Origin of the sequence: Acinetobacter tandoii, assembly GCF_008867985.1 — a bacterium.
Taxonomy (GTDB): domain Bacteria; phylum Pseudomonadota; class Gammaproteobacteria; order Pseudomonadales; family Moraxellaceae; genus Acinetobacter; species Acinetobacter tandoii.
This window is the reverse complement of the sequence record NZ_VXLD01000001.1, coordinates 252,275-270,529: the sequence shown is the minus strand read 5'-3', so window position 1 is coordinate 270,529 and position 18,255 is coordinate 252,275. Positions and strand designations below refer to the sequence as shown.

The 18,255-nt window shown below is 39.0% G+C and carries 15 protein-coding genes; 8 read left to right on the top strand and 7 right to left on the bottom strand.

The window, feature by feature from the left end:
* The first annotated feature begins 131 nt into the window (after positions 1-131).
* Together F4W09_RS01240 and F4W09_RS01235 are read left to right on the top strand one after the other, a co-directional pair.
* Positions 132-2,411, top strand: a complete 2,280-nt coding sequence (locus F4W09_RS01240) for an NADP-dependent malic enzyme (RefSeq protein WP_016166883.1) — start codon at positions 132-134, stop codon at positions 2,409-2,411.
* 81 nt (positions 2,412-2,492) lie between these two features.
* Positions 2,493-3,734, top strand: a complete 1,242-nt coding sequence (locus F4W09_RS01235; RefSeq protein WP_151503756.1) for a multifunctional CCA addition/repair protein — start codon at positions 2,493-2,495, stop codon at positions 3,732-3,734.
* A gap of 56 nt (positions 3,735-3,790) precedes the next feature.
* Here the strand turns inward: F4W09_RS01235 and epmA are convergent, their stop codons facing one another.
* Together epmA and F4W09_RS01225 are read right to left on the bottom strand one after the other, a co-directional pair.
* On the bottom strand, positions 3,791-4,768 hold the full coding sequence (gene epmA / locus F4W09_RS01230) for an EF-P lysine aminoacylase EpmA (protein WP_151503755.1): 978 nt from the start codon (positions 4,766-4,768) through the stop codon (positions 3,791-3,793).
* Complete coding sequence (locus tag F4W09_RS01225) at positions 4,765-5,832, bottom strand: 4-phosphoerythronate dehydrogenase (protein WP_151503754.1); 1,068 nt, start codon at positions 5,830-5,832, stop codon at positions 4,765-4,767. Before F4W09_RS01225 ends, epmA begins: the two co-directional genes overlap by 4 nt.
* Positions 5,833-6,040: 208 nt before the next feature.
* Between F4W09_RS01225 and F4W09_RS01220 the strand changes: the two genes are divergently transcribed.
* Entirely contained in the window at positions 6,041-6,358 is a 318-nt protein-coding gene (locus tag F4W09_RS01220) for a hypothetical protein (RefSeq protein WP_151503753.1), read from the top strand.
* A 70-nt stretch (positions 6,359-6,428) separates the two neighbouring features.
* Here the strand turns inward: F4W09_RS01220 and F4W09_RS01215 are convergent, their stop codons facing one another.
* Positions 6,429-7,022 carry a 1-acyl-sn-glycerol-3-phosphate acyltransferase gene (locus tag F4W09_RS01215; RefSeq protein WP_151503752.1) on the bottom strand — a complete coding sequence of 198 codons (594 nt, stop codon included), beginning with the start codon at positions 7,020-7,022 and terminating at the stop codon, positions 6,429-6,431.
* Positions 7,023-7,485: 463 nt separating this feature from the next.
* Here F4W09_RS01215 and F4W09_RS01210 point away from each other — a divergent pair, with 463 nt between their 5' ends.
* On the top strand, positions 7,486-7,953 hold the full coding sequence (locus F4W09_RS01210) for a copper resistance protein NlpE (RefSeq protein ID WP_026440871.1): 468 nt from the start codon (positions 7,486-7,488) through the stop codon (positions 7,951-7,953).
* A 70-nt stretch (positions 7,954-8,023) separates the two neighbouring features.
* Here the strand turns inward: F4W09_RS01210 and F4W09_RS01205 are convergent, their stop codons facing one another.
* The gene (locus tag F4W09_RS01205; RefSeq protein WP_016166890.1) at positions 8,024-9,628 is read right to left on the bottom strand and encodes an isocitrate lyase; all 1,605 of its coding nucleotides are present in this window, start codon (positions 9,626-9,628) and stop codon (positions 8,024-8,026) included.
* A 657-nt stretch (positions 9,629-10,285) separates the two neighbouring features.
* Between F4W09_RS01205 and F4W09_RS01200 the strand changes: the two genes are divergently transcribed.
* On the top strand, positions 10,286-11,275 hold the full coding sequence (locus F4W09_RS01200) for a LysR family transcriptional regulator (protein WP_016166891.1): 990 nt from the start codon (positions 10,286-10,288) through the stop codon (positions 11,273-11,275).
* A 129-nt stretch (positions 11,276-11,404) separates the two neighbouring features.
* Entirely contained in the window at positions 11,405-12,733 is a 1,329-nt protein-coding gene (gene paeA / locus F4W09_RS01195) for a polyamine export protein PaeA (RefSeq protein ID WP_016166892.1), read from the top strand.
* A 660-nt stretch (positions 12,734-13,393) separates the two neighbouring features.
* Here the strand turns inward: paeA and F4W09_RS01190 are convergent.
* From F4W09_RS01190 to F4W09_RS01180, 3 genes are all read right to left on the bottom strand, one after another.
* On the bottom strand, positions 13,394-13,900 hold the full coding sequence (locus F4W09_RS01190) for a hypothetical protein (protein WP_016166893.1): 507 nt from the start codon (positions 13,898-13,900) through the stop codon (positions 13,394-13,396).
* Positions 13,901-14,060: 160 nt separating this feature from the next.
* Positions 14,061-15,053, bottom strand: a complete 993-nt coding sequence (locus tag F4W09_RS01185) for an NAD(P)H-quinone oxidoreductase (protein WP_151503751.1) — start codon at positions 15,051-15,053, stop codon at positions 14,061-14,063.
* A 148-nt stretch (positions 15,054-15,201) separates the two neighbouring features.
* Complete coding sequence (locus tag F4W09_RS01180) at positions 15,202-16,383, bottom strand: S1C family serine protease (protein ID WP_044739938.1); 1,182 nt, start codon at positions 16,381-16,383, stop codon at positions 15,202-15,204.
* 167 nt (positions 16,384-16,550) lie between these two features.
* On the opposite strand from F4W09_RS01180, the gene F4W09_RS01175 reads away from it, so the two are divergent.
* Together F4W09_RS01175 and F4W09_RS01170 are read left to right on the top strand one after the other, a co-directional pair.
* Complete coding sequence (locus tag F4W09_RS01175) at positions 16,551-17,309, top strand: Nif3-like dinuclear metal center hexameric protein (protein ID WP_151503750.1); 759 nt, start codon at positions 16,551-16,553, stop codon at positions 17,307-17,309.
* Positions 17,310-17,507: 198 nt separating this feature from the next.
* Positions 17,508-18,134: a superoxide dismutase SodB gene (locus F4W09_RS01170; protein WP_016166897.1), complete on the top strand. Its 627-nt coding sequence runs from the start codon at positions 17,508-17,510 to the stop codon at positions 18,132-18,134.
* Positions 18,135-18,255 lie beyond the last annotated feature (121 nt).

Sequence of the window (18,255 nt, the reverse complement as noted above, 5' to 3'; positions counted from 1 at the left end):
GCTTGAGGTCTAAGTTTGTGTAAAAAAGAAGCGTGTTCGACTGGGCTTAAAAGACAAGTAATGGTATATTCGAGCAAATTCAGCAAAACCACCAGCATACGCTGGACCACTCAGTAACAAACGAGATTCAGATGGACGATCAATCATTAAAACAGCAAGCTTTGTATTATCACGAGTTTCCAACCCCAGGTAAAATCAGTGTTACACCAAGCAAGCAGCTGGTCAACCAACATGACTTAGCACTTGCTTACTCCCCAGGTGTGGCTGCGCCTTGTTTAGAGATTGAACGCGACCCTTCAACTGCCGCCCTATATACTGCACGTGGTAACCTTGTTGCCGTTGTCAGTAATGGTACCGCAGTACTTGGACTAGGTAACATCGGTCCATTGGCGTCAAAACCAGTCATGGAAGGTAAAGGCGTCCTGTTCAAAAAATTTGCTGGTGTTGATGTCTTCGACATCGAAATCGCTGAAAATGATCCAGACAAAATCGTTGATATTGTTGCAGCATTAGAACCAACTTTTGGCGGGATTAACCTCGAAGACATTAAAGCGCCTGAATGCTTCTACATTGAGCGTAAACTTCGCGAACGCATGAATATTCCTGTGTTCCATGATGACCAACACGGTACTTCAATTATTGTAGGTTCTGCTTTATTGAATGCACTTCAGTTAAATGGCAAAAAAATTGAAGAAATCAAAATCGTTGCTTCTGGTGCAGGTGCTGCTGCTCTTTCATGTTTAGACTTACTTTGCGCAATTGGTGCAAAGAAAGAAAACATTATCGTTGCTGACTCACGTGGTCTACTTACAACCAAGCGCGAAGGTCTAGATGACTCGAAAAAACGCTATGTACAAGACATTGAAGGTACACAGCTAGCTGACGTGATTGCAGATGCAGACATGTTCCTTGGTCTTTCAGCAGCAGGTATCCTAACCAAAGAAATGGTTAAGGTCATGGCAAAAGATCCTATTATTTTTGCCCTTGCTAACCCAGATCCAGAAATTTTACCTGAACATGCACATGAAGTTCGTGATGACGTGATCATGGCAACAGGTCGTTCAGACTATCCAAATCAAGTAAACAATGCACTTTGCTTCCCATATATCTTCCGTGGCGCACTTGATGTGGGTGCAACAACCATTAACGAAGAAATGAAAATTGCTTGTGTATACGCAATTGCGCGTATGGCACACATTGAAGCAGATGCTGCAACTTATGGTGAAAAATCTGCATCTTTTGGTCGTGACTATTTAATTCCACGCCCACTTGATCAACGTCTAATCCTTGAAATTGCGCCAGCAGTTGCGCAAGCAGCTATGGATTCTGGTGTTGCAACACGTCCAATCGAAGATTTCTCGGCATATCGCCAACGTTTGTCTGAGTTTGTTTATAACTCTGCATTCATTATGAAACCGATTTTCGCTCAAGCAAAAACAGATCCTAAGCGTATTGCTTATGCAGAAGGTGAAGATCTACGTGTATTACGTGCTGTACAAATTGCTGTAGATGAAGGCATGGCGAAACCAATTTTGGTGGGTCGTACTGCGGTGATCGAAGCCAACATTAAGAAATTAGGTCTACGCTTAGAAAATGGCGTAAACATTGAAATTGTTGACCAAGAGAAAAACCCGAACTACGAAAAATTTGCTGAAGACTACTACGACATCATGCAACGTAAAGGGGTAACACCTGAATACGCACATCGTGAAGCACGTCGTCGTTCTACCTTAATCGCGGGTATGTTGGTTCGACATGGTCTAGCGGATGGTATGCTGTGTGGTACATATTCAAGCTATGACATTCATTTAGACTTCGTGAAAAATGTGATTGGCTTGAAAGAAGGTCGTACTAACTTCTTTACCTTAAATGCATTAATGCTTGAAGATCGTAACTTGTTCATTGCGGATACTTATGTAAATACGAATCCAACAGCTGAACAGTTGGCTGAAATGACCATTCTAGCAGCTGAAGAAGTGCGTCGTTTTGGTATTACTCCACGTGTTGCTCTACTTTCGCATTCTAGTTTTGGTTCAGATCAAAATGACCCAAGTGCACAAAAAATGCGTAAAGTATTTGAAATCTTGAGTGAAATTGCACCTGAACTTGAAGTTGAAGGTGAAATGCACGGTGATGCGGCAATGGACGAAACCATTCGTCATTTTGCCTTCCCGAACTCACGTTTCAAAGGTTCTGCGAACTTGTTAATTATGCCGAACTTAGATGCTGCCAACATTTCATTCAACCTATTGAAATCAACTTCTGGTAATAACGTTACTATTGGTCCTATTTTATTAGGTGCAGCGAAACCTGTTCATATCCTTACCCCAACGACGACAACACGTCGTTTAGTAAACATGACAGCATTAACTGTGGCTGAAATTCAGCAAGCTGAAACTGAAGCACTTTAATCTTTAGTGAAAAGCTCAAGTTATTGACTTGAGAAAACCTCTATTCTGTAGCATGATTGCTTGAAGAATAGAGGTTTTTTCATGCAAGTTTATTTAGTAGGCGGTGCAGTACGAGATCACTTACTCGGACACCCCTATCACGAAAAAGATTATGTTGTTGTTGGTGCTACTCCAGAGCAATTACTGGCACTTGGCTATCAGCCTGTAGGCAAAGATTTTCCCGTTTTTCTACACCCAGAATCAAAAGAAGAATATGCTTTAGCCCGTACTGAGCGTAAGTCAGGACAGGGTTATCATGGTTTTGAGTTCTTTACCGATGTTAGCGTAACCCTTGAAGATGATTTAATTCGTCGTGACTTAACCATTAATGCGATAGCGATGGATGAAGCAGGAAAAATCTATGATCCCTATCAAGGTCAACAAGATTTAGCCAATAAAATACTCCGCCATGTTTCCGATGCATTTGTAGAAGATCCACTTCGCGTATTACGTGTAGCTCGCTTTGCTGCACGTTATAAACCTTTAGGGTTTAGTATTGCCACAGAAACGCTTGATTTAATGCGTCAACTCGCTGAATCAGGTGAATTGAATGCACTCACCCCCGAACGCGTTTGGAAAGAAACTTCACGTGCACTCATGGAACCTCATGCAGATGTTTATTTCGAGGTTTTAGAAGCTTGCGGGGCTTTAAAAGTTTTATTTCCTGAAATTGATGCACTCTTCGGCATTCCGCAACGTCCTGAATATCATCCCGAAATTGACTGTGGCGTTCATACACTTATGTCTCTTCATCAAGCCTGTAAAGCGAATTATTCACTCGATGTACGTTTTGCTGTTTTGGTGCATGATTTGGGTAAAGCCCTCACCCCTGAGCATGAATTACCTCGGCATATCATGCATGAAGAGCGTGGAATTCCACCCGTAACTCAAGTCTGTGATCGATTAAAAGTACCGACTCAAACCAAACAATTGGCCTTGGCCGTTTGTAAAGAACACTTAAAGTGCCATCAAGCATTTGCATTGAAACCTGGAACACTCTGGCGTCTTCTACAGCGTCTTGATGTACTACGCCGTCCAGAACGTGTTGAAGCCTTCATACAAGCCTGTGAGTGTGATGCACGCGGACGTCTTGGACTAGAAGATCGTGAGTATCCTCAAGCCACCTATATGCGTGATGCGATGGAAATTGTGCGCACAATTAAAGCACAAGATTTACCTGAGAATGTCCAAGGTTCTGAAATTGGTGAAATGTTGATTCAACGTCGTATTCAAGCTTTGGAAGCTTATAAAGCGCAACATGCAGCGACAAATAAGTCAGAATAATAAAAGCCCCTGATCTCAATCAATCAGGGGCTTTGTATCTTGGAAGTAATTTATGATTATGAAATCTGCGCAGGGAAAGTAATCACCTGTTCCAAGCGCATTTTTTCAGTCGCCACCATCAACAGACGATCTAAACCTAAAGCAATCCCTGCACATTCTGACATATTTGGCAAAGCAGCTAATAGATATTCATCAATAGGCATCACATGCAAGCCTAATTGCTTACGCTCTTGATTATCTGCCTCAAAACGTTGCCGCAATACATCTGCATCAATCAATTCATCATAAGCATTCGCCAATTCCAAACCTTCGATATACAGTTCGAAACGTGCTGCAACCAATTCACCATCTTCATCATGTTTGGTTTTTGCCAGAGAGGCTAACTCAGGTGGGAAATCTGTCAAAAATACAGCCGTGTCAAAACCTAAACTAGGCTCTACAAAATGTGAAAACAGTAAATCAATATATCCAAGTCGATCATCACCCAAATCCAGATTTAAACCGACGCGCTGACAACAATCTTTCAGTTCTTTCAAGCTAGCCTGTAAAGGATTCAACTCCAATCGATCCATAAACGCATGTTTATAACTTAAAATAGTCGGACGGATTTCACCAAAACGCTGCGCCAAAGTCACATTTAATAGATCAGTAACTTCGAACATTAAATCTTTTAAACTAAAGTGCGGACGATACCACTCCAGCATACTAAATTCGCTGTTGTGCTTACGCCCATGCTCATCGTCACGGAAAACCTTACAAATTTGATAAATTGGTCCACTGCCCGTTGCCAATAAACGTTTCATGGCAAATTCTGGCGAAGTCTGTAAATAATGTGTTGCAAGTTTACCTTGTACATGGCGCTTTGCCTGCACCGAAGCCAAGTGCACATCGGTTACACCAGCTTGCGATAAAATTGGAGTTTCAACTTCTAAAACTTGACGCTCAGCAAAAAACTGTCGAATTTGTGCATACATTTTGGCACGTGCTTGCATTGCCGCTAAATCACAAGTCGGTTGATAATGAACTTGACTCATGCCTGTGGGCCTCCATGTGCTGCCCACTCACGTCTAAGCGGATAGTTTTTTCTTAAAGTATCAAATGCTTGTTGTTCAACTTTACCTTGCTTTACACATGCTCTTAAATTGGCATCATCTTGAGCAATATCATAAATCTGGTTTAAATGTTGAGTCAGCACGGTTTTAAAATCAGCTTGGGCAAAATATTGCTCACAACTTGGAAGTTGAGTTTCAAACCGTTTTGTCGCAGCTTGAGCAAAGACTTGGCAGAATGCCTCATAAATCATCTGAGTACCACGTGCCTTGCCTTCTAAGCTATACCCTGCAATATGTGGTGTCGCCAGTACCAAAAGCTCTAATAGTTCAGATGAAATTTCTGGCTCGTGTTCAAAGACATCCAATACCACTGTACGATTAGTGTTTCGAATATCTTGCATTAAATCAGCTTCTGCAATCACAGGGCCACGTGCCGAATTAATTAATATGGCATTTGGTTTCATTTCAGCCAAAGTTGTCGCATTAAATAAATGATAAGTTGGATGTTGACCTGTTCTGGTCAAAGGCACATGAATTGAAATTGCATCGGCTTGTTGTAATAACTGAGTAAAATCGACCTGAGTCACATGATCCCGATTTACAAACGGATCATAAGCAATCACTTGCCAACCCAATAGCTTTACCATTGTTGCTAAGCGAGAACCAACATTCCCTAATCCCACAATGCCCAAACAAAAATTTTGCTGAGCAGAAATCAGTTCAGGTTTTAAATGTAAAAGCGCGGTAATTACATATTCGGCCACCGCTTGTGCATTACATCCCGCAGCATTCGACCAAGCAATGCCCGCAGCATTTAAGGCTTGAATATCTAAATGATCGGTACCAATTGTAGCGCTACCCACATAACGAAGTGCTGTATTTTGTAGTAATGTTGAATTAACCTTAGTTACAGAACGAACCAAGAGTGCATCAGCATCTACAACATCAGAATGACTTAAATTGCGACCTGGGACATGTTGGATTGCACCAAATTCTGCAAAAAAATAATCGGTAAAAGCAAGATTTTCATCAGCCACAATTTTCATGATTTGGACCAGCAATTGATTCTGCTCTATCTTACTTCTTTAGAATTCTACTGACCATTCAAAAACGATTATTTGAATTTTTCTTTTTTGGTTTTACTGCACCACTGTTTACTTTACGGGCAAAGAATCAAATCTATACATTAAAAAGATTTTATATCATTTGATTGGCACGTAGAATGCTGAGCACTTTTATAAAACGCAATTCCTCATGTTACGCCTTTCCTTCATTACTTGTGCCCTGCTGTTCACAGGTTGCGCTTTTGGCACCAGCAAAGAAATAAAACAAGCTGAAAAACTACTCGAACATTTTCAATGCCACAATATTGAATCTAGCCAGATGATGCATAGCCCTATCATTAATTATTATGAATATGCATTAGGTAACTCCAGAAAAAAAGTTGAAGCTTATGTTCAAAGTTACAAAGATGGTGACATTCTGTTTCATGAGCCACTACCTGAGGTCATTTCGGCTGAATATGAACATTATAAAGAAGCTTGTCAGTCACTCGGTGGCATAAGCCAGTAGCTGCATTCACACTAATAATAAAAAAGCGAGGATAACAATACTATCCTCGCTTTTTGTTTGCTCAATTATTTTAAGCATCTTGTTGATTCAAATAGCGGGTATCAACACTGAATTTTTCTGGAAATTTAGGCTGAATATCAGCATAGAATTGCATAATTTCTTGCATGTCCTGCTCATAATTACCTGTTGGGTAAACAATCTTACCAACACCCGCTTCTTTTTTTTCATAATCCATATAGGCCAAGGCAATCGGTACACCCGCCTTAACAGCCACATGATAAAAACCCGTTTTCCATTGTTCCTGTTTTGAACGCGTACCTTCAGGTGTAACAAGCATCACTAATTTAGGATGTATTTTAAACAAATCCGTCATTAACTCCACCATACTTGGTCGAGCTTCGCCTTCATTTTTAGGACGACGATTAATGCCAATTCCACCCATTGCTCGTACAAAAGGACCAAAAGGTAATTTCATATAACTATCCTTGATCGTTAAACGAACATTGACCCCAAGGGCTTTCAAAGCTAAACGCGCGTAAAGAGCATCCCAATTACTGGTGTGCGGTGCAGCAATCATGACACATTGATCTAAATGCTCAGGCCATTGATTATCTGTCTTCCACCCCATCAATGCCAAAGATTGTTCAGCCAATTTCTCAAACACAGCAACACCAAAACCAACAAAAAAAGACAGCGAATTCTACCAGTCTAATCGAATAAAAAAAGTACCAATTGATTAAAAATCGCCCCATTAATATATAAATGTATAAATTGTTTATTACCGCTTTTTAGCTCAAAATTTTAATTATTGAATGATTTTCATCATGTAATTTTTTAGACATTAAACTACGGAAAATATAGATAAATAACCAATTAATTCTTATTCACGCCATAGTACTGTTCACTGCCACAGCACATTTCATTTGTAAGCAAATGTCTCTTCAATACCATTCGATCAATGCTAGGACACCTGAATTCAACTTGGTTACTGGTGGGTAAGGCACATTACACAATGCTACTTTGTTTTACATTTTAAATATTTTAGTTATTTATCAAATAATTTATTTTACCTTTTGGTCATAAAATCAATTAACTATTTACTCTATGACAATACTGGGAATCTAATGATGAATAAAACACTGATTGCTACACTATTAACTACTTGTGCATTAGCTGCTTGCTCTAAACCCACTCAAAATGCTGAAGTAAACACTGCAACACCTGAAGCTAAAGTTGCCTCTTCAGCCGAAATTGATTCTGCACATAATGCCCAAAATTCTTTAGACTGGGCTGGAGATTATCAGGGTATATTGCCTTGCGCGGACTGTGAAGGCATTAAGACCTTATTAGTTTTAAATGCCGATTCAACCTATCACTTAACTGAAACATACTTGGGTAAAGGTGATAACAATCCATTTAACGCTAAAGGTCAATTCAGTTTTGACAATAGTGGTAGTGTCATTACATTGGATAAAAATGGTGATCAGCGCAAATACTTTATTGCAGAAAATCGACTTTATGCACTTGACCAAGATGGTAAGAAAATTGAAGGGAACTTGGCTGAACATTACATCTTAAATAAAGCAATCAACTAAAGTAATTTTTATTTAAAATTTTCCATTAAAAAACCCTGCGTATGCAGGGTTTTTTGAATCAGATCGCGACTTAGTGAGCAGCGAATTGGTTCATTGTGTTTTTAGCATCATCGTGCGCTTTAAGAGCGTTGTCACCAGAGAAGATTTCTTTGTGATCATCACCGATGTCAGAACCCGCCATTGCTTGGTGTTTAACACAAGCGATACCACCACGGATTTCTTTACGTTGTACGCCAGCAACATAAGCCAACATACCTTCAGAACCGAAGTAACCTTGTGCAAGCTCATGAGTAGAAAGAGCAGCAGTATGGTAAGTCGGAAGTGTGATCAAGTGATGGAACACACCTGCTTCACGAGAAGCATCAGCCTGGAATGTACGTACTTTTTCATCAGCTTCAGCAGCCAATTCAGAGTTGTCATACTCAGCGCTCATTAATTTAGCACGGTCGTATGCAGATACGTCTTTACCTTCAGCAACCCAACGATCGTAAGCTTGTTGACGGAAGTTTAAAGTCCAGTTGAAAGATGGCGAGTTGTTGTAAACAAGTTTCGCATTTGGAATTGTTTCTTTAACACGGTTCACCATGTGAGCGATTTCTTCAACGTTTGGAGTTGCAGTCTCAATCCAAAGAAGGTCAGCACCGTTTTGTAAGCTAGTTACACAGTCAAGCACAACACGGTCAATTTGAGTACCTTCACGGAATTGATATAAACCAGAAGCTAAACGCTTAGGACGGTGTAATTTACCATCACGTTTGATCAAGATTTCATCTTCTTGAGCATCAGCAATATCAATTTCAACAGTATCTAAATAGCTGATATATTGAGAAGCGATGTCGCCTGGCTCTTTAACCACTGGGATTTTTTGAGTCAAGTCAGCGCCTTCAGAGTCAGTACGTGCAACGATGATACCGTCGTCAAGACCCATTTCTAAGAATGCATAACGTAATGCGTGGATTTTAGCGATGAAGTCTTCGTGTGGAACAGTTACTTTACCAGCTTGGTGACCACATTGTTTCGCATCAGATACTTGGTTTTCAATTTGAAGCGCACAAGCACCAGCTTCGATCATTTTCTTAGCAAGTAAGTAAGTTGCTTCTTCGTTACCAAAACCAGCGTCGATGTCAGCAATAATTGGCACAACGTGAGTTTCAAAGTTGTCGATTTGAGCAGTGATTTCAGCAGCTTTAGCAGTATCACCAGCTTCTTGAGCTTTTTTAAGTGCGCGGAATAAATCGTTTAATTCTTTCGCGTCAGCTTGACGTAAGAAAGTATAGATTTCTTCGATCAATGCAGGAACAGAAGTTTTTTCGTGCATAGATTGGTCAGGAAGTGGACCGAATTCTGAACGAAGAGCAGCAACCATCCAACCAGAAAGGTAGATGTAGCGACGTTCAGTTGTACCGAAGTATTTTTTGTTCGCAATCATTTTTTGTTGTGCGATGAAACCATGCCAGCAACCTAATGATTGAGTGTATTTGCTAGAATCGGCATCATAAGCAGCCATATCACGACGCATAATCGCCGCTGTGTATTTAGCAATGTCTAAACCAGTTTTGAAACGGTTTTGTAATTGCATACGCGCAGCATCTTCAGGACTGATGTCTGCCCATGTGTTACCGAATTTTGCTTTTAATTCGCGGATTGCATCAATCGCTGTTTGGTATGTAGTCATGATATTTTCCTGTAATAATATTAGGATTTCATCAATTGAAGCATTAGAATCCGAATAATGATTTTTGTTCAGATTTACTACACTTCATTACGATGAATACAGATTAGATTGAGTTATAAAATTAATCCAATATCCTCAAGTAATTTTCGGTATTTTTTAAAAAAATATGTAGATCAAAGTCGTATTATAAGCAATCAAACATTAAGCAAAGTATTGTTATTTAAATATTTATTTAATTTCCAAAAAAATATTATTTCTTACAAATTGCGAAATTGGATTAAAAAACAATCATTAGACTTAAGTCTTGCACCCCTTTTATTTAAGATTTTGAGCTTAGTTTTGGCGACTTTATTCAATAGTTTTCCGCCCAATCATTTAAATACATATGTATAAAATATAAACTCGATGATTCCCATTTTGGACACCGATTTAAGCCATAAAATCATAATTTTTAGCTTATTTAAACTCTTCAATCATAATTGCTATTTCTTGATCTTTTTAAGGCTTTTAACTTTCATTTTTAGTCGGTTTACTTTACTATTCATTCCCAATCCGTTCTCCTCCCTCCAGCTTTTTTTCATCATATTTTCTACACAAGCCTTATCGCTTATGGCATAATCAACATAATTTCATAAGTTTATTCTTGGTATTTATTTTATGAATCTGGAGCGGGTCGACCTTAATTTACTCATTTATCTTGATGTATTATTGCGTGAGAAAAATGTCACACGCGCAGCAGAACAATTGGGCGTTACCCAACCTGCAATGAGTAACATCTTACGTCGTCTTCGTAATCTCTTTAATGACCCTCTATTGATTCGTTCTTCTGAAGGCATGACACCGACTGAACGTGCGCTTGAATTACAGCCGCGAATTCGCGATGCGTTGTCTGACCTTTCCATGATTTTAGAACCGCGTACAGAGTTCCGTCCTTATACATCTAATCGTGTTTTTCGCATCATGACTTCGGACTATGCCGAAGCGACCTTAGTTCCTCGTTTAGTTAAAGCTTTGCGTTCAGAAGCGCCGAATGTTGTTTTAGACTTTCTTACCCCAAGTGACGTTTCCTATCGTGACATGGAACAAGGTAAAGTTGATTTAGCGATTAACCGATTCAACGAAATTCCGCAAAGCTTCCACCAAGTTTTAGTATGGCGTGACAGTTTTTCTTGTTTACTGAATGGTAAACATCCAGCTGCATCAAACTTAAACTTAAAAAGTTATCTTGATGCGCAACATATTTGGGTGTCAAAAACTGGGATGGGCGTAGGTTTTGGGGTAAATCCTGAAAAACAAGCTGGGTTAGGTTGGATTGATCAAGCCTTAGAACGTATCGGACAAAAACGTAAAATTTCTGTATTTACGCGCCATTATCAAATGCCAGCGCTATTAGCATCAAATGTAGATTTGATTGCGACTTTGCCCACACGTATTGCTCGCCTTCAGGCCAAGAGCCAGCATTTATTAATCAAAGATCCTCCGTTCTATATTCCCGAATTCGAGTTAAAAATGGCATGGTGCCCGCTGTTACACCATCATCCAGCACATCGTTGGTTACGCCAATTGATTTTGTATGTTGCACGCCAAATGATCGAAGAAGAAAATCGTGAATTTTTATTAAATAACTCACAATTTTCACATTATTAATTAGATTTTTCTTAAATTCTTCTTTTTTAAGATTATACTGTTAGCACTTCGGGCATAATTCAATTATTCCCCTAGTGCTTTTTTGTGTTAAAAATATTTCATAATAATGATGATCCGCAGGTGGATTTCGTGAGTCTGTTCCAGAATATTATAATCATTGCCCTTCTGATTGCAGGAGCGGGATTTCTGTCTCTGACAGAAATTGCACTTGCAGGTGCGCGCAAAGTCAAATTAAAAATTCTGGCTGAAGCAGGCGAAGAACGAGCACAGAAAGTTTTAGACTTACAGGAAAATTCTGCTGACTTTTTTGCAGCGTCTCAAATTGGTCTAAATGCAGTCGCGATTTTGGGTGGTATTTTAGGTGAAGGGGCTTTTCGACCTTATTTTCTAAATTTTGTTTCGCGTTTTTACTCTGGTGCTTGGGCAGAGAGCATCAGCTTTGCACTTTCATTTACCTTAGTCACATCATTATTCATCCTATTTGCCGATTTAATGCCAAAACGTTTGGCGATGATTGCACCTGAAAAAATCTCCATAGCAGTCATTAATCCAATTCAAGTTTTTATTAAAGTTTGCAAACCTTTGGCTTGGATCATTAATACCCTTGCAAATCTGCTCTTCCGCTTATTTAAGGTGAATACTATCCGTGATGACAACATCACTTTTGATGATATTTCTGCTGTCATGGATGCAGGTGCACAAGCAGGTGTATTATTAAAGCAAGAACATCACTTTATTGAAAATGTGCTTGAACTTGAAGAACGCAATGTCCCATCAAGTATGACTACACGTGAAAATGTCATTTACTTCACCTTAAATGAAGCAGAAGACAGTATTCGACAAAAACTGGCTGAATACCCATATTCCAAATTTCTCGTTTGTAATGAAAATATTGATCAAGTGATTGGTTATGTCGATGCTAAAGATATTTTGGTTCGCATCCTCAATAACCAAAAAATTAATCAACTCAATGAATCGACTATTCGTAATGTACTCACTATTCCAGATACCTTAACGCTTTCTGAAGTACTTGATCGATTCCGTGCGAGTAAGGAGAAATTTGCGGTTGTTATTAATGAATATGCATTGGTCGTCGGTGTCATTACCCTCTCTGATATTATGATTACAGTCATGGGTGACTGGGTTACCCCGATTGAAGCAGAGCAACAAATTATTAAGCGCGATGATAATTCATGGTTGATTGATGGCAGCACCCCCATTGAGGATATGAAACATGCTCTCGAAATTGATGAAATGCCTGATGAAGAAAACTACGAAACACTCGCTGGCTTTATGATGTACCGCTTACGTAAAATTCCACGCCCTGCGGATGTCGTAATTTTTGGTGGTTATAAATTTGAAGTGGTGGATGTAGACCATTTTAAGATCGACCAGCTGTTAGTGACTCGCTTGCTTCCAGAACCTAAAGATGCAAGTGACACAGAACCACAAGAATAAGTGCTAGCTGTTCTTCATAGCTAAAGCCTTACAAACCCTGTAAGGCTTTTTTACATTCATTCAATACTCGTCCATAGCAATTTTGCACCTAGACATATTAGATAAATGTATTTTATTGAATAGAAAAAAGAATGGGGTTGTTAAAAATATTTAAAAATCAGCATGATTTAAATACGACTGATTTCACTTCAATATTAAATAAAGCGAACACACTCAAAGGTGATTGCCTTAAAGTATGGTACACCATTTGATTCCAATCCATGCAATCACTAATACACCTTTACCTTTTGATGTCAAAACGATGCTTTCTATTTTTGCGTCTTGCACACACTGTCACACACTGTCACACACTGTCGGAAGCTATTAGGTATATGGTATTAGCTTTGTGGAAATGGGCGTGTTTGACAATTGCTGGACAATCAATACATCTCTTGCCACCTTTAGTCCTATCAACTTATTTATTGTGTGGGCTAGCAGTAATCCATTTTGGTGAACACTAAAAATTCACAATCAAGGGAGCTGTTGTTATTTGCTTTCTGATGCTGGTCACCGCTGTAATTTTTGAAATATTTTCACTTCATTTAACATTGGCATTAAAACTTCCCCCAAAAAAAGAGCAACTCATGCTGCTCTTTTTTATTTTTAAGGCTTATTAAAAGATTAATACTTTTCTAATAAAGCCTCTAAAACAGCTTGATAGTGGATCAAAATATCATCTTCTAGAATTTTGTATGCATTGTCGAACTGTACCATTGGCCAACCTTGCTTCCAGAAAGGGAAAACATTATGTAAATCTTCAGTAACTGTGGCATCTTCACGAGTAATCGCTTGCGCAATTTGAGCCAGAACTTGTGCAGTTTCAGCACCATCAATTGCTAAATAATCAATCCCTTGCGCTTTTAAAATACGAATACGGTCTTTTTTATAGCGAATTTTTTTCGCTTGAGTCGAATTCAAATGTAACGCCAAAGTTACCGCTTCAACGAATTTCTCTTCAAAAGATTGATGTAATGCTACTAAAGCTTGTTTGTGTGCTTCCTGACGTCCAGCCTTGCCTCCATCACGAATGATTTGATTGGCTTCAACATTGAGCTTATCGTTTTTCATAGACTTTAAGATGTCTAAAATTTCGATATCACTTAATTGCTCAGGAGATTGTTCAGTCATGCACTGCTCATTTACATTAAAAGGAATTGGGTATTCTCTCATATTTCCAACATAAAGAGCAGTCTTAACTTGATGTGTAGCCATGCAACATGAGGAGAAGCTTCAATATATGCGCATTACACAATATTCAAGCTCACTTCACGATCAATCATGCTCTTGATTAAATGACTTCAACCACGATTTTACCAATATGCTCACCTGTATCCATAGCACGATGTGCATCTTGAATTTGGTCAAACTTAAAAGTTTTGTAAATCATCGGAACGCATTGACCTTGCTCCAACAACGGCCAAACATGCTCTTGTAAACCTTGGCTAATCTCTGCTTTCTCAGCCGTATTTCGCGCACGCATAGTTGAACCAGTAATGGTCAAACGCTTCATCATAATTTGACCAAGCTTGACCTCTTTGGCTTTTGCTCCACCAAGGAAGGCGATATAAACCAAACGGCCATCTTTACGTAATAAATTCAAATTTTGTTCAAGATAAGGTGCACCCACAATATCTAAAATGACATCAACTCCTGCCTGATCGGTTTTTTCTAAAATATAACTTTCAAAATTTTGCGTTTTATAATTAATTGCATCTGTTAAGTGAGCAATGGCATGAACTTTTTCATCCGAACCAACGGTTGCAAAGGTCTTCAGACCCAGTGCATTACACAACATTAATGCTGTGGTCCCAATACCGCTAGTGCCACCATGAATGAGTACTGTTTCTCCTGCTTTAGCTTTACCCATTTGAAACACATTAGCCCATACGGTAAAAAATGTTTCTGGAATTGCGGCAGCCTGTACATAACTTAGGCCCGTTGGAATATTTAAAGTTTGGCTTTCAGGCACAACACAATATTCAGCATAACCACCACCATTGGTTAAACCACACACCTGATCACCAACTTTAAACTTTTGAACATCCGATCCAACTGCAACAACTTCACCAGCAACTTCTAAACCTGGCACAGGGGTCACGCCTTTCGGCATTGGGTATAAACCTTGACGCTGCAAAATATCTGGTCGATTCAATCCAAAAGCATGGACTTGCACTAAAACCTCATCGGCTTTAGGTTCTGGCACTGTAGTTTGCTCAATGGCTAATTTTTCTGGTCCACCTACTTCGGTAATCACGACCTGATGCATCATTGGATTTGTCATGGTGTTTCCCTATATTGCTTTATATTCTCACGCTGTATTTGACCATAAATGAATAAACGAATGAAGTAAAACGTCCTTATCAATTCGCCTAAGTAAGTTTACCCTAGGCCTAAAAAAAGCCCCTTTTCAGGAGCTTTTTTTAGAACATTTATCTTTGCGGTAATGGAATATATTGCGAATCAGAATTCTGAACTTTGCGCTCCCCAACCACTACATCCAGAGTTAATGGCTTACCAGCACGTTCAACTTGAATTTTGATAGTACTATTTGGGGCTTGCAATGCTACATAATTAATCAAATGCGATGCCGAGGTAATTTTTTCCTCATTCACTTGAGTAATTTTATCGCCTTTTAATAATCCTGCTTGAGCTGCAGGTCCATTTTTCAATACGTCTGCAACCACCACACCTGCCTGTTTCGGTGCCATAATGTTTTCTTGCTGTACAGGCATTAAGCTAATACCTAACCAACCACGAACCACACGTCCATCTTTCAAAATTGAATTAAGCACTTGCTGACAGACTTTTGCAGGAATAGCAAAACCAATACCCAATGAGCCACCTGATTGCGAGAAAATAGCAGTATTAACCCCAATCAAGTTACCTGCCACATCAATCAAAGCTCCACCTGAGTTACCAGGATTAATCGCTGCATCTGTTTGAATAAAATCTTCATAAGTATTAATACCCAAATCTGAACGTCCTGTTGCAGAGATAATCCCTTGCGTTACAGTTTGACCAACACCAAATGGGTTACCAATCGCTAGTACAACATCCCCCACTTCGTTACCACTCAGCTTAAAAGGTAATACAGGCAGTTTATCCAGCTCAATTTTAATCACAGCTAAATCAGTATCAGGATCTGTCCCAATAATTTTAGCAGCAGCACGTCGACCATCTTGAAGAGCAACAATAATTTGATCGGCCTGAGAGATAACATGATTATTAGTTAAAATATAACCATCCGGACGGACAATCACCCCAGAACCCAGACTATTTTCATTTTGTTCAGGATTTAATTGTTCTGGAAGTTGATTACCAAAAAACTCTCTGAATGCTGGGTCATTCATGAGTGGGTGATCAAGTTGCTTAACTTTCTGTGTGGTAAAAATATTTACCACCGCAGGTGCAGCAACTTTTACCGCTGCACTATAAGACACTACCCCACCCGTTCTGGATGTATCAATCAACGGTTCAACTTTTTCAGCAGGCATTTTTACGCCATCAGGTGCAACTGGCGCTTTTGGTTTTTGGTATTGTTGCCATGCAATAAAACCAATAATCACAATAATGAGTAACACCCAAGGTAACCATGTAAAGGTCCGGCGCACGTTTCTATCCTCTTAAAATATTTTAATTTCTTAATAACGAAGAATTTATGCTTATTGTAAAGGCAAATACAGTTCGATACACAAAATTCATGCAAGAGTTTTGTGATGCTTTAGTTACAATTTAAAGTATATTTTGATGATATTAATTCGTAACTTAAGAGACTTTTATGGCAACTCTGCAAGAAATTCTGCAATGGTGTAATGACACTTTAAAAACCCAAGAATTTAAAGACTATGCGCCCAATGGTTTACAAATTGAAGGATGCTCTGAAGTTAAAAAAATTCTCTGCGCAGTCACTGCTTCTCAAGAGGCAATTGATGCTGCGATTGCACAGCAAGCTGATCTACTTTTAGTGCATCATGGTTACTTTTGGAAAGGCGAACCCTACCCAATTACAGGAATGCGTGGAGATCGTATTAAGAAGCTGATCCGCAACGATATTTCATTAGTCGCTTATCACCTCCCTTTAGATTCACACCCAATACTCGGCAATAATGCTGCAATTGCTGAAATTTTAGAATTGGAAAATATTGAGGCTTTAGATCCTTCGGAACGTCACCCTATTGGCAACATAGGTTATTTAAAACAAGCAATTTCTCCAGAGTCTTTTAAACAAATCCTCACAGAACGTTTAGGCTTTAACACTATTCATTTAAATACGAATAAGAAAACCATTCAGAAAGTGGGTTTCTGTACAGGCGCTGCACAAGACTTTATTAGCAAAGCTGCCGATCAACTTTGTGATGCCTACATATCTGGAGAAGTGAGTGAACGAACGTATTATGAAGCGAAGGAATTGGATGTTCATTATTACGCTTGCGGACATCATGCGACTGAACGCTATGGTGTACAACGCCTAGGACAAGCTGTTTCACAACAGTTCAATCTTGAGTATAGTTATTTCGAATTAAACAATCCGATTTAATTTGGGCTTAGCAAATTTTCCTTACTTAAAATATGGATTTAAAGCAGTATGATTAGATTTATAGTATTTTTTATATACGTATAAATTCGAGCGTTATTCTGTATTGTTATTTAAAAGTATTGCGCAAATTTAGCCTAGAATCCTTTACAATAGTGCCACTTAATGTCAAAACCCAGCAAAATGCAAGGAATTGAAATCATGACAACGATCACTTTACCAGCACTTCCATATGGCTATGAAGATCTTGCTCCTCATATCAGCAAAGAAACTTTAGAATACCATCACGACAAACACCACAATACTTATGTTGTTAACTTAAACAACTTAATCAAAGGCACTGACCTTGAAGGTAAAACTTTAGAAGAAATCATCAAAGCTTCTGCTGGTGATGCAGCTAAAGTAGGTGTTTTCAACAATGCAGCTCAGGTTTGGAACCACACGTTCTACTGGAACTGTATGGCTAAAAACGGTGGCGGTAAAGCGACTGGCGCATTAGCAGCAAAAATTGATGAAACTTTTGGTTCATATGAAAAATTTGCTGAAGAGTTTGCTGCTGCAGCGACAACTCAGTTCGGTTCTGGCTGGGCTTGGTTAGTTGCTGACGAAGTAAATGGCGCGCTTTCTATCATGAAAACTTCAAATGCAGATACTCCACTTGCTCACGGTAAAGTTGCAGTATTAACAATTGACGTTTGGGAACATGCTTACTACATCGATTTCCGCAATGCTCGTCCTAAATACATCACAACTTTCTTAGAAAGCCTAGTGAACTGGGACTATGCAAACGCGAAATATGCTGGTCAAGCAGCTGGTGTTGAAAAATAATTTTTATTTTTCTGCATAAAAAATCACCCTTTACGGGTGATTTTTTTGTTTTTGGGCTTTAACTGCATAATTATAAATCAAATAAAACAATTATCTTCAGGAACGGGTTGACGACACCTAC

Bases quoted from the DNA above. Each gene is read 5' to 3' on its own strand.
- F4W09_RS01240 (WP_016166883.1), top strand. From the start codon at position 132: ATGGACGATCAATCATTAAAACAGCAAGCTTTGTATTATCACGAGTTT.
- F4W09_RS01235 (WP_151503756.1), top strand. From the start codon at position 2,493: ATGCAAGTTTATTTAGTAGGCGGTGCAGTACGAGATCACTTACTCGGA.
- epmA (WP_151503755.1), bottom strand. From the start codon at position 4,768: ATGAGTCAAGTTCATTATCAACCGACTTGTGATTTAGCGGCAATGCAA.
- F4W09_RS01225 (WP_151503754.1), bottom strand. From the start codon at position 5,832: ATGAAAATTGTGGCTGATGAAAATCTTGCTTTTACCGATTATTTTTTT.
- F4W09_RS01220 (WP_151503753.1), top strand. From the start codon at position 6,041: ATGTTACGCCTTTCCTTCATTACTTGTGCCCTGCTGTTCACAGGTTGC.
- F4W09_RS01210 (WP_026440871.1), top strand. From the start codon at position 7,486: ATGAATAAAACACTGATTGCTACACTATTAACTACTTGTGCATTAGCT.
- F4W09_RS01205 (WP_016166890.1), bottom strand. From the start codon at position 9,628: ATGACTACATACCAAACAGCGATTGATGCAATCCGCGAATTAAAAGCA.
- F4W09_RS01200 (WP_016166891.1), top strand. From the start codon at position 10,286: ATGAATCTGGAGCGGGTCGACCTTAATTTACTCATTTATCTTGATGTA.
- F4W09_RS01190 (WP_016166893.1), bottom strand. From the start codon at position 13,900: ATGACTGAACAATCTCCTGAGCAATTAAGTGATATCGAAATTTTAGAC.
- F4W09_RS01185 (WP_151503751.1), bottom strand. From the start codon at position 15,053: ATGACAAATCCAATGATGCATCAGGTCGTGATTACCGAAGTAGGTGGA.
- F4W09_RS01175 (WP_151503750.1), top strand. From the start codon at position 16,551: ATGGCAACTCTGCAAGAAATTCTGCAATGGTGTAATGACACTTTAAAA.
- F4W09_RS01170 (WP_016166897.1), top strand. From the start codon at position 17,508: ATGACAACGATCACTTTACCAGCACTTCCATATGGCTATGAAGATCTT.